The following is a 13380-nucleotide window of genomic DNA, read 5'->3' on the forward strand; positions in this document are numbered from 1 at the left end:
AACCCAGCTGTGTACAGGTGCCCAGGTCCCACACCCGCACCGTGCCGTCGTAGCCGCCGGTGACCGCGATCGGACGCCCACCCGGCAGCACCACCGCCGCCACCGCTGTCACGCCGCGGGTGTGGCCGCTCATCGGGTCGCCTATCTCCGTGCCGGTGCCCAGGTCCCACCCTCGCACGACGCCGACGAAGTCGCCGGTGACCACAACCGTTCGCCCGTCCGGCCACACCACCACCGCCATCTCAGCTGCGGCGCCGATGTCGCCTGTCAGCGGCACACCCACCGGCGTCTCTGCGGTCAGGTCCCACGCCCGTACGATGCCGTCGTAGCCGCCAGTAACCGCGACTGGCGGCCCGTCAGGCGGCACCACCGCCGTCACCGCCCACGTGCCGCCGGTGCGTCCGGTCAGCGGTTCACCTGACCGGACGCTTGTGTCCAGGTCCCACACCCGCACCGCGCCGTCGTGGTCGCCGGCGGTGACCGCTACTGGGCGACTGTCGGGCAGCACCGTCGTCGCCACCGCCCATACCGCACCGTTGTGGCCGGTCAGCGACTCACCGATAGGCGTGCCGTTGCTCAGGTCCCACACCCGCACGTCGCCGTCGTAGCCGCCGGTCACCGCGACTGGCCGACCGTCCGGCAACACCATCGTCGCCACTGCCTGCATGCCGGTGGCGTAGCCGGTCGGCGATTCACGTACCGGCGTCCCGGTGCACAGGTTCCACACCCGCAACATGCTGTCGTCATCGCTGACAGTGACCGCGATCGGGCGCTTGTCGCGCAGAACCATCGTCGATACCGCCGACACCGCGCCGTGGTGGCCGGACAGCGGGTCACCCAAAGCTGCACCGGTGCCCAGGTCCCACATCCGCAACATGCCGTCGTGGCCGCCGGTGATCGCGACCGGGCGCTCGTCGGGCAGGAGAACTGTCGCCACCGCCAACACGATGCGGTCGTCGCCGGTCAGCGGGGCACCTACCGCCGTGCTCGTGCTCAGGTCCCACACCCGCACCGTGCCGCCGTCGTAGCCGGTAACCGCGATCGGGCGCCCGTCGGGCAACACCATCGTCGCCACCGACGACACGATGCCGTCGTCGCAGGTCAGCGGGGCACCCACTGGCATGCCGGTGCTCAGGTCCCACACCCGCAACATGCCGTCGTGGCCGCCGGTGACGGCGACCGTACGCCCGTCGGGCAACACCATCGTCGCCACCACCGTCACGCCGCCGTCGTGGCCGGTCAGCGGGGCACTCACCGCCGTGCCGGTGCCGAGGTCCCACACCCGCAACATGCCGTCGTGGCCGCCGGTGACCGCGACCCGTTGTCTATTCGGAAGCACTGCCGTTGCGACGGCCGTTGCTGTGGTTCCGCGGGCGAGCACCTCATGAGGGCTGGTGCTGCGGGTGGCCCAGCGAATGTGCCAGTTGCCGCCGAAGGCTTCCAGCCGCCGTTGGTTGTTCAGCGCAGTGTAGAGGCTGAGTGCGGCCGCGTTCGCGGCGGGTTTGTGCCATTGCCACAGGTAGGTGACTTGCCGGATGACAGGTAGCAGCGAGTGGTCCGCGTGGTGCTGAGCTGCCGCGCGGAGGCGGACCGGATCGAGGTAGGGCAGGAACGCGTCGGGGATCGTCCGGGGGTTGAGGACATCCCCGGCGGCTGCGTGTTCGGCGAGGTGGCGTCGGATGTACGGCGGGGGTGCCTGGTCGCAGGCGACGGTGGCCGGGACGTCGGCGAGGCGGGACAACTCCCGCGCGATGCGGGCCTCGACGTCGCGGAGTTGAGCAGCGGTGTGAACGGTCATGGTGCCGCGAGGAGTTCGCGCCAGCGTTCGCGGAGGGTGGTGCGGAGGAGGTCGTGGAAGAGGCGGTAGACGGTGGTGTCGTCCTCGGTGTCGGTGACGAGGTAAGCGCCGAGGCGGGAGCCAAGCAGCCAGGCGATGTCGGTGTCGCCGTAGTAGCCGCCGTCGTCGTCGACAGCGTGGGCGACGAGCGGCCAGATGTTGGCCCAGGGCAGGCCGGCACCGTAGGCGAAGGCGACCGCGCGGAGCAGGACGACCGCGCGATGGCGGTCCTTCGGGTCCTCAAGGCTGCGGTGCAGGTCGTCACGGAAGACGCCCAGGACGCCGTCGTCGAGGGCCGCCCGCCAGGCGGGATCAGTGGCCTCGACCACGGTGTGGTGCGCGACGAGCGACGACGCGGCGATACGGGCCACCAGGAACGAGCGGCCGGCCTGCGCCCCCAGTACATCGGCGACGGCATCGACCTGATCGTCCGGCAGGCTCCGGTATGGGGAACCCGCCGTGTGCCGCAGGATGCTGCGGACGTAGTCCGCGACGTCCCGCTTGTCCCACCACGGAGGCTCGTCGACCGGGATGCGCTTGGCCCGCAGTACCCGAGCCGCGGCATCTGCGAGCGCGGCACCGTTGCCGGGCTGAGGGTCCGGGCGGTCGCCCGCGGCGTGCGAGCGGACGCCCACCAGCAGGCGGATCCGCGGCCGCGAGGGGTCCGGATCGAGCTTGGCGAGCACCTTGTGCAGCAGGTCCTGCGGGTGGGTGGCCTCGTCGAGCGCGTCGATGACCACAGTGATCGTCCGCTCGTGGGTGCTCAGCCAGCGATGCCATGCGTCGAGGCGTTCGGTATCAGTGGGTTCCGCGTGTGCGGTATTCGGCGGCGATACGTATAGCGCACCGCAGATCTGTGCGAGCACCTGCGTGTGTAGCTTCCCGGTGGCGAGCACGGCCACATCCACCGCGTCGGCGGGTGGCCGCAAGTCGGTGGGCACGTCGCTGAGCTCCTCCCGGTGCTGTTCGACGAACCTCGTGTCGCTCAACGTGACCAGGCGCGCGATGGCCGCCGACTTGCCGCTGCCGGCGCCGCCGGTGATGATGGTTGCGCCCGTAGTGGTCGTCGCGGCGGCGATCAGCTCGCGGATCAGGGCCGCCCGCCCGGTGAACAGCCAGCCCGGCTCGTCGTCGCGCATGACGCCACGGGCCCGGGGCCGCCAGTGGGTCTCCAGGTCGCTGCGCGGCAGGGCCAGTTCGTGCCGCGCCGGGGTGAGGTCGGCGGCATCGCTGCCGCGGTAGTGCGGGTTCGGCAGACACAGGTGCCGATCGTCAAAGCTGCCGCGGGCCAACGGGTTCAGTGTCTGCCCGGGCGCCAGTTGCTCACGTACGCCGCGCAGAAACTCCTCGACCTTAAGATACGGTTCGAGTGCGCCGCCGTAGCTGCCGCCCTCCGGCCGGGCTAGCTTCTCCAGGAAGCGGGTGACGGCGCCGGTGAGCGCGCCGACCACCGCCTCCTCGTTCCTGGTCGCGCTCGGCAGCACGAGCCAGGTCGACGGCAGGTCCCGGTCCAGCCGGGTCGTGTCGGGGACGACTGCGCCGGCGTAGCAGGCGTCCAGGATCACCAGCAGGTGCCTGATCCCGGTCTCCGACAGCCACGCGATCAAGTCGCTGGTGCGGATCGCCGTGCTGGCCAGTCGTCCACTCTCGGTCTGCTTGAGGATCAGGTAGTGAGTGTCGTTCGCCTTCTTGCCGTGCCCCGTGATGAACACGACGGCGGCGTCGCTCTCCCGCCAGGCCTGCATCATCGGCGGGTCCTCAAGGGCGTCGCGGATCTGCGCCTTCGTCGGGTTCGCCGCCAACTCGGGGTAACGTGCCGTGAACCGCCGCGGACCCAGCCCGTCCTGGCACAGCCAGTCCCGCAACGCCTTGACCTCACCGTCCACCTTCAGCGGCGACCACGTCGGATCGTCGTACTCGCCGGTGGCCACGGCGACGAAATGCCGGCGGGTGACGTCCTCCTCCATGCCGGTCAGCCTGCCAGGTGGGGCAGCGCCCGCAGCAGCGCCTCGCCGGTCGCCTTCCGGGCCAGGTACCCCTCCACTGCGTGCGCGTCGCCACCGTTGTCGACGGTCCGGTCACCGTCCGGGCCGATGCGCGGCCACCAGGTGTACAGCGGCCCGGCGCAGGCCACCGGATCCCGCAGGTCCCGCACGTTCACCCAGGCCGGCACCGGCAACGGCACCACCGTCAGCCGGCTTCGCACCATCCGCAGACCCAACGGCGAGCCGAGCGTCAGCAGTAACTTGATCTCGTGTTCCGGGTGCTGGCGCAGGTACTCGTACGCCACCAGCGACCCCAGTGAATGCCCGATCAGCACCCGCGTCTTGTCGTCAACTGTCGCCGCCACCCTGGCATCGACGGTCGCCTTCAGCTCCGAATCAGTCAGGTACCGGCGAACCTGCCGCAGTACCCCGACGTACAGCACCCCGGCGGCGACGCCGAACCGCCGGTCGACGGCCCGCAGCAGCACCTGCAATGCCCGGGGGATCCGGTTGTACCCCTTGGCCTGTTCGCCCTCGGCCGCAGCCACGTCATCGGCGTCGACCGACTCCGCCAGCGTCTCGGTGACCTCGTCGAGCTCGGCCTCGTCCATGCCCTCCAGCGCGTCCTCGGTGGCGCCGGACTTCGTCTGCCCGCCCGCGTCCGCCAGGAACAGGTCGCCGTAGAACGCCTGATCCAGGTCCGGTACTGCGACCGCACGCCCGGCGGCCCGCTCGACGCCGTCGGCCAAGGCGGGCGCCCAGTCCCGCAGCAGCAGGTGCCGTCCCAGCCGCTGCTTGGCGACCCCGTGCACCCCGACCAGCTCACCCATGCGACACGCTCCCCATCAATGCGTCGACGTTCAACCGCACGCACGCGATCCCGGTCCCCACGAGCACCACCAGCGGCCCGCCCAGATCGTCCACCACCGCGATACCGACAACCGAGTCGGGCAACGAGAGGGGGTGACCGAGCGGCTGATGCGTGGTCAGATCCCACAGTCGCACAACGCCGTCGTCCGCGCCGGTCACCGCGACCGGCCGCCCGTCAGGCAACGTGCCGGTCGCCACCGCACACACGATGTCGTTGTGGCCAATGAGTGGTGGCTCCACCGGCGCGCCGGACGTCAGGTCCCACACCCGCACCAGACCATCGAAGTCACCGGTGACCGCGACCGGCCGCCCGTCAGGCAACCGCGCCGTCGAAACCGCCCAGATGTTGTGGCCGTGAGGGGTCACCGAGGCACCGACCGGCGCACCGGCCGTCAGGTCCCACATCCACATCACACCATCGACACCAAGGGTGACGGCGACCGTCCGCCCGCTGGGCAGCATCACCGCCGACACCGCCACCACAGGGCTGGTGTGGCCGGAAAGCGGGGCACCTATCGCCGCACCGGTCGTCAGATCCCAGACCCGCACCACGCCGTCCCGGCCGCCGGCCACCGCCATCGGGCGGCCGTCGGCCAGCACCACCGTCGACACCACCCACACCGCGCTGTCATGACCGGACAGTGAGACGCCCAGTGCCGCACCGGTTGTCAGATCCCAAACCCGCACCACGCCGTCCCGGCCGCCGGTCACCGCTGCCGGCCGCCCGTCAGGCAGGACCATCGTCGACACCGCCCGCCCAGGCGTGGTGTCGACGGCGGTCAAAGCGCCCAACGCCGCGCCGGTGGACAGGTCCCACACTCGCACGGCACTGTCGCCGCCGCCCGTCACGGCGACCAGTCGGCCATCTGGCAAGGCTGCCGTCGACACCGCCCGCAGGCCGCCGCTGACGTCGAGGCCGGTCGACGGGTCACTCGGCGCCGCGCCCGCGTTCAGGTGCACCATCCGCAGCACGTTGTCTTCCCCGCACGTTATCGCGACCGGCCGACCGTCAGGCAGTGTGACCGCCGCCACCGCCGACACGCTTCCGTCATGCTCGATCCAGGCCTCGCTCGCCCGCGTGCCGGTGGTCACGTCCCACACCCGCACCGCGCCGTTTCCACCGGCCACCACGACCTGGCGCCCGTCCGGCAGCATTGCCGCAGTCACCGCCTGCACCGCATCGGCGTCGTCCGCGTCGAAGGCTCCGATTGCAGCCCCGGTGGTCAGGTCCCACACCTGGACCACGCCGTCGCCATCACCGGTCACCGCGGCCGGCCGCCCGTCGGGCATGACAATCGCAGTCGCCGCCCACACACCATCGCTGGACCCGGTCCGCAGATCTCCGATCGGCACGCCGGTGGTCAGGTCCCACACCCGCACTGATACGTCATGGCCGCCGACCGCCGCGACCGGCCTCCCGTCGGCCAGCACCGCCGTCGCCACCGCTCGCAGTTCCCGGGCGTGTCCAATCAACGGGTCACCGATCTGGGTGCCGGTCCACAGTTCCCATATCCGCGCCTCGCGGCCGTCGCCGACGGTCACCGCAACCGGCCTCCCGTCGGGCATCACCGCCGTCGCCACCGCCCGCACGTCGCGGCGGTGCCCGGGCTGCGCAACCCAGGACTCCTCACGGGTGAGCAGGTCCCACATGCGCACGTCGCCGTCGGCGCCGCCGGTCACCGCGACCGGCCGGCCGTCGGGCAGCACCGTCGTTGCCACGGCAAGCACCGCACCACGATGGCCGGGCCACATCGGTCCCAGCGTTTCTCCCGAGTGCAGGTCCCACACCCGCACCTCGCCGGCACGGTCGCCGGTCACCGCGACCGGCAGTCCATCGGGCAGCACCATCGCGGCCACGGCGTTCAGGGCGTTGGTGAACCGGGCCAGGATCTCGCTGGACTGGCGGGGACGACGCGCCCATTGCGTCAGCCACACGCTGCCCGACAGGGCTGCGGCCGGATCGTACGAGGCCAGGGAACAGGCGAGCGCGTCAAGGTTCGCGGCGGGGTGGTCCCAGCGCCAGGAGTAGGCGACCTGCCGCCACGCCTGCCACACGTCCGACCCCGCGGCGGTCCGCAGGTTCGGAACGAGGCCACGTAGGCGTGGGGCGTCGGCGTAGGGCAGGAAGTCCAGCGACACGACCCGCTCGTCGAGGACGCCGCCGGCCGCGGCGTGCTCGGCCAGGTGGCGCCGTACGTACGCCTGCGGGGCCGGGCGGCGGTTCAGCAGGCTGGCCAGCACGTCCGTGATGCGGCCGTGCACCTCTACGATGGGGTCCGATGCCATGCCCCTCCCCCGGCGGACGGCGTTGCCACGAGCAACCCTGCACTACCAGAGTGACGGAATGCAATCTTCCGATCGGCTACTTGTCACCGAGCCGGTGACAGACGACCGGGCGTTCGGCGTCCGAGGTGTCGGCGGCGAGGCGGGCTCGGCCGGATCGCGCAGGGCGGCCGTCGAGGCAGACATCGCCGCTACCAACGCAGTCAGCACCATCCCCTACCTGCTCGACGTGCACCTCCCACAACGGACCCGTACCAGCGCCGACGCACTGCCCGAAGCGTGAACCATCGGGGGAGATCACCGTACGGGCGTACGTGTCGCAGATGTGTCGTGATCATCCACAGTGGACTCATAGCTGACCGGTGCGGTAAAGGGGCCGTTTCCCAGATGGGCATCGATCAAGGCAAAACGCAAACGAGCAGCTCAGGCTACATATCGCCCGATCATCACGGTGCTCGGACTGGTCGCAGCAGGCCCAGTTCGCTAACGGACAACGACGAGATCAACACGCCACTCAGCAGCAGCTTCGCGGAAACAGTACGCGCGTACGTGCAAATCAAGTGTCATGACGCGGCCGACACATTGATTCTGGTCAACGAAAAGGCCAGCCGAGCTGGCCTTTTTCAAATTCGGGACGGCGGGATTCGAACCCACGACCCCTTGACCCCCAGGGCTTGCAAAGGCTCCACTGTGGAGTGTCGGCTCATGTCGGCCGGTGTTCCCACATCCAAGTGACCTCCTCACATTAACACTGCTGCGTGTTGGCCGGTGTTGCGTCATGCTTCCGTGTCCGCCTGGAGTTGATCTCTGCTGTGAGCGCATTGTTAGCGCGCTCCAATCAAGTGCCGTTCATGACGCTGCGTCCATACCAACCTTGCGCGCGCAGAAGAGGTGCCCGAGGGGTCGGCTGGTTCAGGCTGCGGTCAGCGTCCGGCGACCGCGTCGACCCTCTGTGCCCAGCCTGAGCGAGGCAGCGGGGCCGTAGGTTTCCCTACGGCCTCGGCAAAACGCAGGCTGTTGCGCAGATGATGTCCGCGACTCGGGTGGCCTGGGCGAGGAGGACCGAGGGGTGCTGCCCCAGGTCGAGCGCGTGGCAGATGATCTGGACGCCGGTGCTGCGGATGGTGTGTCGGGCGGGTTGCTCGTTGCCCCGGGCGTAGATGAGGTGTCCGTGGGTGAGGTCGAGTGCGGTGCAGTAGGCGAGCATCTGGTAGAGGTCGGCCTGGGGGAACCCGGCCGGTTTCTCCGACTTGTACTTGGCGTCGATGACGGCTGCGGGGACGTTGTCGCGGTGCCATACCAGGTCGGGTCGCATCCGGACCTTCGAGTCCTGGTCGAGGTAGTGCGGGTCCTGGCGGCGCGCCCGTCCGCCATGGCGTTGCAGTGCTTCGGCGATGGCGACGGTGACGAAGTCCTCGAACAGTCGGGGCATGTCGAGCATGAACCCGTTGACCGCTGTCGCACCGGCGGCGTGCTCGACGGACGTACCGCGCAGGATCACCTCCGCCAGCCGTAGCGCGGTGTGGTAGCGGGTGTTGAGCCGGGTCGGGTACCACTGCGGCAGTGGTTGCCCCCGCACGAGCGGCGTCACGTCCCCCAGCCGGATCAGCAGGTGCCGCAGCCGACGCCGGCACTCCTGGTCGACTCTGGGTACGCGGAGCATCTGTTGCGTTGCGGCACGCAGCAGCTGGTTCTCCGCGATGTCGCTGGTGAACTCGTCGTATCGGACCTCGACCGGGATCGCGGCGCCGTGATGGCGGCGCAGTTGCTCGCCTTCTCGCAGCCGGCCACGCAGCACCGGCAGCGCCTCCTCACGGACCTGGTAGCCCTGCAGCAGACCTTGCCGCAGGGCCCGGTTCGCCTGCCGCCACAGCGCATGGGCCAGGGCCGGCAGCAGGTTTTCCCCGCCGGTCAGGTCGACCGTCTCGTCCCGCCAGCCGGTCGGGTTGCTCGCGTAGCCCAGCAGGAACAGCAGTCGGTCGATCGGCACCTTCGGGCGTACCCACACCTCGGTGCCGCCGACCTGGGCGACGCCGACCTTGCCGGCCGCGCGGATCAGCCACACTCCCGGGTCGTAACGCGACGGCACGGCCTCCACGACCCCGGAGGCGGCCAGACGCCGGCCTTCGACATCGGTGAGCCGCACCTCCACTGCGGGTCCCAGCTCATCAAGCTCGATGAGCATCAGGACGGCTCGTCGGCAACCGCTGCCGGCATCGACGTGTTGGTCTGCGCGGTGGCGACGCTGCGGCGCAGGGCCGCCAGCCCGTACTGGGCGGCCAGGTCGACGCCGTCGCCGTAGTGCAGCTCCTCCAGCAGGGGCAGGATCGAGGTCCGCCACACCCGGTCCAGGCCTCCGTCGGCGTAGACGCTGTGCCGCATCAGGTACGACGGGCCGACGGCGAAGTCCGCGTCCGGCACCCGCGCGTTCAACGCCGCCAGCAGCGCCGCCGCCTCACCGGGCAACCCATGGTGGTCCAGCCACCTGCCGAGCAACCCACGGACCGGGTCGTCGTTCGGATGCAAGGACACGAACGCGAACCGGCGGCGCATGGCCGCGTCGACCAACGCGATCGACCGGTCGGCGGTATTCATCGTGCCGATCAGGAACACGTTCTCCGGCAACGTGAAATCGTCTTCCTCACCGGCCGAATACAGCAGCCCGACGGCCTGGTCGCGGTACTCCAGCAGAAAGTACAGCTCCCCAAACACCTTCGCCAGGTTCGCCCGGTTGATCTCGTCAATGATCAGCACGTATGGGGTCGACGGGTCCTGCCGGGCGGCGTCGACGATGCGCCGGAACGGGCCGGGCCTCAGCTCGAACCCGACCTTGCCGTCCTCGCCGACGCTGGGCCGGAACCCTTCGAAGAAGTCCTCATAGGAGTACGACGGGTGGAACTGCACCAGCCGCACGGCGTTCGGTTCGGTCAGGTGCCACGCCACGCGCTGGGCGAGGTAGGTCTTTCCGGTGCCGGGCGGACCGTACAGGATCAGCTGCCGCCGATCACGGAGCAGCTCGATGACTTCCTGCAGCCACGACCGGTCGACCAGCAGCGCCTCCGCAAGCGCGTCGTCGGCGTCCCGGAGTACCAGATCGGCCGCAGGCAGCGTCGGGCCGTCCACGCCGATGAGCTCTTCCAGCAGCGCCAACTCGTCGGTCAGGTCGACCACGTCAGCCTGACTGGACAGCTTGGCCGGCAACGGCGCGGGCAGCGCCGCATACTCCACCGCGGCTTCACGAGGGCGCCACTGCACCATCCGGCGCAGGTTGGAGCGCTTGTCGGCGGACTCGACAAACACCGGCGGGCCGGTCAGCACCCCGACGTGCACCGCCCCGCCGCTGGAGGTGGCGACCAAGTCGCCGTCGTGCATTCGGCTCAGGAAGGTGTGGAACTCCTGCAGCTTCTCCTTCCGCGCGGCGTACGACTTGTGGCTGTAATCGCGGTCGACGGCCTCCTTCAACGTGGCGTGATCGATGCCCACGTCGATCGGGAGCAGGTTCGCCGCCGCGAGCGAGACGAAGCCCTCAGCCAGCCAGGCCGGCACGAGGTTGTGGCCGTTGACGCTCGACCCGCGCACCAGCCACGCCCGCCGCGACCCCGGCTCGTCGGTGGTGTCGGTGGCCGTCGTGCGCCACCGGTCGGCGTACGGGCCGTCGTAGAAATCGACCGGCCCGTGCTGCTCAGCCTGCAACGCCACCGTGATCTGCAACAGATCACGGTCCACATCGCCGGTCGCCGCCGGCAGGTCCGCAGCGAACGCGTCGCGGATCGCGACCTTGTGGCTGACCTTCACGATCGGCAGGAACGTGTCCGGATGCGCCAGATACAGCAACGCCTCCCGCTGCGACGGCATGTTCGGGCCGGGACAGCCGCGCACGAACCGTTTCCACGCCCACGGATCATCGAACGCCGCCTGCTGATCGGCCGCCGGAAGGTCGTGCCAATGCCGTACGACATGGATCAGGAGGCTGAGCATCTTCCAGATCGAGACGTTGAACCCGACACCACCGCTGAACACACCATGCTCGAACGCCTTGTCGATTATCGGTGGCGTCTCCACCGGCGACGCCAGCCATCCGAGCACCGATCGGATTCTTGCCCGCTTCGCCATCGCCGTCACGTTCGACAGCGGCAGCACGTTCAGCGTCAACAGCTCCGCGGTGAGCAGCACCGCGTCATCGGAACAGCCGTCGAGCTGCCGCCGCAGTTTCGTGAGGAAGTCCGCACCCGACGCGTCGGGGCGTTCAACGAAACGCTCATACAACTCCCCCACCGCCGCCGGCGACCACACCGAACGGCCCGCCACGAACGCCGAACCACCGCTACGCAAACCACGCCGCAGCAGCTCAGCGGCGGCGGCGAGGACCACCTCACCCGACGGACCGGCCAAGATGCCGTCCACCGGACCATCCACGGCGTTCACCGGCGTGACACGCCCGCGATCCCACGACCGGTACGCCGCCTCAGCCACCCGTGCGAACTCGTCCGGATCCCGGTACTCCGTCAGCGCGAGCCGGCCCCCGTCGGTAAGGAACCACAGTCGATGTTCCCTCCGCAGCCAGCCCGCCTTGACAAGGTTGACGGCATACCAGACGAGATCGACCTCACCGCGCTGCCGGTTCGACCTGGTGCGTTCCAGATCCTCCGGCTGCGGCGGCACACGCCGGCACACCTCGTCCCAGACGTCGCGGAACGCGAGCCCGTCAGGCTTGCCGACCAACGCCTCCAACGCCGCCCGCATCCGCTGACCCCGACGCTCCGCGACACTCATCCATCAGCCTCTCGTCCTTGCGGGATAACGCGGCCCATGACCTAGCGGCGAATTCAAGATCGTCTGGTACGGCAGACCCGTCGTGATCGCCTCCACCATCGCGTCGCGCACCTGCAGGATAGACCGCTTCGTCCGATACTCCCCGAACCCCTGCTCATCCTTACGCATGACAATCGGGAAAGTATCGAATGAAATCCACGTCGTCACGCTCAACGCCGTAAAGAGATGAAATCGCGGCGTCGATTTCCGCACGCAGTAGAGCCCTGTACCTGCCGATAAATACGTCCATGCTGTTCACAGGGCGTTCTGGCAAGCGACGACGAACCTGCCTGGTCGGGTCCTGATGTCCCGCTCACACCGAAAGTCGCGCAACACCAGGCGGCGCATTTCCTCGGCTACAAAATCAGAACCCAGCACGCCGATACCAAGATCACCGACGGTCGTCGGATGATCAACGGAACCATCGGCTTGTTCGTGCCCAGGACCGCCATCCGGCAGCGATGCGCTCGGTATATGAGCAAGGGCATACCCGCGCAACGAGGCCCGCTGTTGTTCGACGAGGACTTCACGATCGTCGCCACCTACGGTTCCGAGTACCGCGGATATGTCCAGTACTACCTGCTGGCCCAGGACGTCTACCCGCTGGACCGACTGCACTGAGTCATGGAGACATCCATGCTCAAGACCCTGGCCGCGAAGCACTCCACCACCGTCACGAAGATGGCCGGTAAGTACAAGACGCGGGTCGCCACCGACGACGGCCCCCGGGTCTGCTTCCAGGTCACGGTCCCACGCCAGGGCAGGAAGCCACTGGTCGCCCGCTTCGGCGGGATCCCCCTCAAACGCCAGCCCACCGCGATCATCAACGACCGGAAACCACCCCAGGCCACCACCCAGGGCAACGAGCTGATCCACCGGCTCCTCGCCGAACGGTGCGAGCTCTGCGAGTCACGCACGGGACTGCAAGTGCACCACGTCCGGAAACTCGCTGACCTCGACAGGCCGGGCAGACCCGAACGACCAACGTGGATCCATCTGATGGCCAAGCGCAAGCGCAAGACCCTCGTGGTCTGCTCACGCTGCCACCACGACATCCACGCCGGACGAGCCACAGCAAGCACCCGGAAGTAGAGCACTGGAGAGCCGGATGCGGTGAAAGCCGCCCGTCCGGTTCGGGAAGGGGCCGTCGGAAAAGGACCCGAACCACGGGCACCTCGTCGGCGGCCTACTTCACCCGGCGGGTGCACGGCGAACTCGCCACCCTCGGCATCAAGGTCGCCCCCCTCCACCGTCTGGGAGATCCTCAAGACCGAGGGCATCGACCCCGCGCCCCAGCGAAGCGTCACGACCTGGGCCGGCTTCCTGCGCTCCCAAGCCGAAACGCTGCCCGCCTGCGACTTCATCGAGACCGTCACCCTGACCGGGCAGCGCCAGTACATCCTCGCAGTCATCGAGCACGCCAACCGCCGTATCCGCATCCTCGACACCACCGCGCACCCGACCGCAGGCTGGGTGGCACAGGCCATCAAGAACCTCGTGATGGACCTCGAGAACGCGAGCTGCCGGGCGCGCTACCTGATCAGGGACCGCGACGGGAAGTTCCCCGCCCTCATCGACGAAATCCTCGCCGAC

Annotated in this window: 9 protein-coding genes and 1 pseudogene; 4 read left to right on the forward strand and 6 right to left on the reverse strand. The window is 69.1% G+C overall.

From position 1 onward, the window contains the following. From ABZ321_RS55170 to ABZ321_RS55185, 4 genes are all read right to left on the reverse strand, one after another. Positions 1 to 1798, reverse strand: a 1798-nt coding sequence (locus ABZ321_RS55170) for a WD40 repeat domain-containing protein (protein ID WP_354904604.1), incomplete at its 3' end; no start/stop codon positions are given. Further along, positions 1795 to 3804: a hypothetical protein gene (locus ABZ321_RS55175; RefSeq protein WP_354904606.1), complete on the reverse strand. Its 2010-nt coding sequence runs from the start codon at positions 3802 to 3804 to the stop codon at positions 1795 to 1797. The genes ABZ321_RS55175 and ABZ321_RS55170, both read right to left, overlap by 4 nt. A 5-nt stretch (positions 3805 to 3809) precedes the next feature. Beyond that, entirely contained in the window at positions 3810 to 4652 is an 843-nt protein-coding gene (locus ABZ321_RS55180) for a hypothetical protein (protein WP_354904609.1), read from the reverse strand. After that, a complete protein-coding gene (locus tag ABZ321_RS55185; RefSeq protein ID WP_354904612.1) occupies positions 4645 to 6978 on the reverse strand; it encodes a WD40 repeat domain-containing protein in 2334 nt (777 codons plus the stop codon). Before ABZ321_RS55185 ends, ABZ321_RS55180 begins: the two co-directional genes overlap by 8 nt. Positions 6979 to 7072: 94 nt before the next feature. Here ABZ321_RS55185 and ABZ321_RS55190 point away from each other — a divergent pair, with 94 nt between their 5' ends. Further along, a complete protein-coding gene (locus ABZ321_RS55190) occupies positions 7073 to 7258 on the forward strand; it encodes a hypothetical protein (RefSeq protein WP_354904614.1) in 186 nt (61 codons plus the stop codon). Positions 7259 to 7966: 708 nt separating this feature from the next. Here the strand turns inward: ABZ321_RS55190 and ABZ321_RS55195 are convergent. Both ABZ321_RS55195 and ABZ321_RS55200 read right to left on the reverse strand, forming a co-directional pair. Further along, complete coding sequence (locus ABZ321_RS55195) at positions 7967 to 9160, reverse strand: restriction endonuclease (RefSeq protein WP_354904617.1); 1194 nt, start codon at positions 9158 to 9160, stop codon at positions 7967 to 7969. Further along, positions 9160 to 11748, reverse strand: coding sequence for an AAA family ATPase (locus ABZ321_RS55200; protein WP_354904619.1), 2589 nt, complete (start codon positions 11746 to 11748; stop codon positions 9160 to 9162). The genes ABZ321_RS55195 and ABZ321_RS55200 overlap by 1 nt, the downstream gene beginning before the upstream one ends. A 513-nt stretch (positions 11749 to 12261) precedes the next feature. On the opposite strand from ABZ321_RS55200, the gene ABZ321_RS55205 reads away from it, so the two are divergent. The 3 genes and pseudogenes from ABZ321_RS55205 to ABZ321_RS55215 all read left to right on the forward strand — a co-directional run. Further along, positions 12262 to 12408 carry a hypothetical protein gene (locus tag ABZ321_RS55205; protein WP_354904622.1) on the forward strand — a complete coding sequence of 49 codons (147 nt, stop codon included), beginning with the start codon at positions 12262 to 12264 and terminating at the stop codon, positions 12406 to 12408. A gap of 15 nt (positions 12409 to 12423) precedes the next feature. Beyond that, positions 12424 to 12879 carry a hypothetical protein gene (locus ABZ321_RS55210; protein ID WP_354904625.1) on the forward strand — a complete coding sequence of 152 codons (456 nt, stop codon included), beginning with the start codon at positions 12424 to 12426 and terminating at the stop codon, positions 12877 to 12879. 21 nt (positions 12880 to 12900) lie between these two features. Continuing rightward, a pseudogene (locus tag ABZ321_RS55215) lies at positions 12901 to 13380 on the forward strand (hypothetical protein); the annotation flags it as partial.

It is taken from the genome of Dactylosporangium sp. NPDC006015 (assembly GCF_040614215.1).
Taxonomy (GTDB): Bacteria; Actinomycetota; Actinomycetes; order Mycobacteriales; family Micromonosporaceae; genus Dactylosporangium; species Dactylosporangium maewongense.

Coding starts and splice junctions, on each gene's coding strand:
- ABZ321_RS55210 (WP_354904625.1), top strand. CDS start 12,424: ATGCTCAAGACCCTGGCCGCGAAGCACTCCACCACCGTCACGAAGATG.
- ABZ321_RS55185 (WP_354904612.1), bottom strand. CDS start 6,978: ATGGCATCGGACCCCATCGTAGAGGTGCACGGCCGCATCACGGACGTG.
- ABZ321_RS55200 (WP_354904619.1), bottom strand. CDS start 11,748: ATGAGTGTCGCGGAGCGTCGGGGTCAGCGGATGCGGGCGGCGTTGGAG.
- ABZ321_RS55175 (WP_354904606.1), bottom strand. CDS start 3,804: ATGGAGGAGGACGTCACCCGCCGGCATTTCGTCGCCGTGGCCACCGGC.
- ABZ321_RS55195 (WP_354904617.1), bottom strand. CDS start 9,160: ATGCTCATCGAGCTTGATGAGCTGGGACCCGCAGTGGAGGTGCGGCTC.
- ABZ321_RS55180 (WP_354904609.1), bottom strand. CDS start 4,652: ATGGGTGAGCTGGTCGGGGTGCACGGGGTCGCCAAGCAGCGGCTGGGA.
- ABZ321_RS55205 (WP_354904622.1), top strand. CDS start 12,262: ATGAGCAAGGGCATACCCGCGCAACGAGGCCCGCTGTTGTTCGACGAG.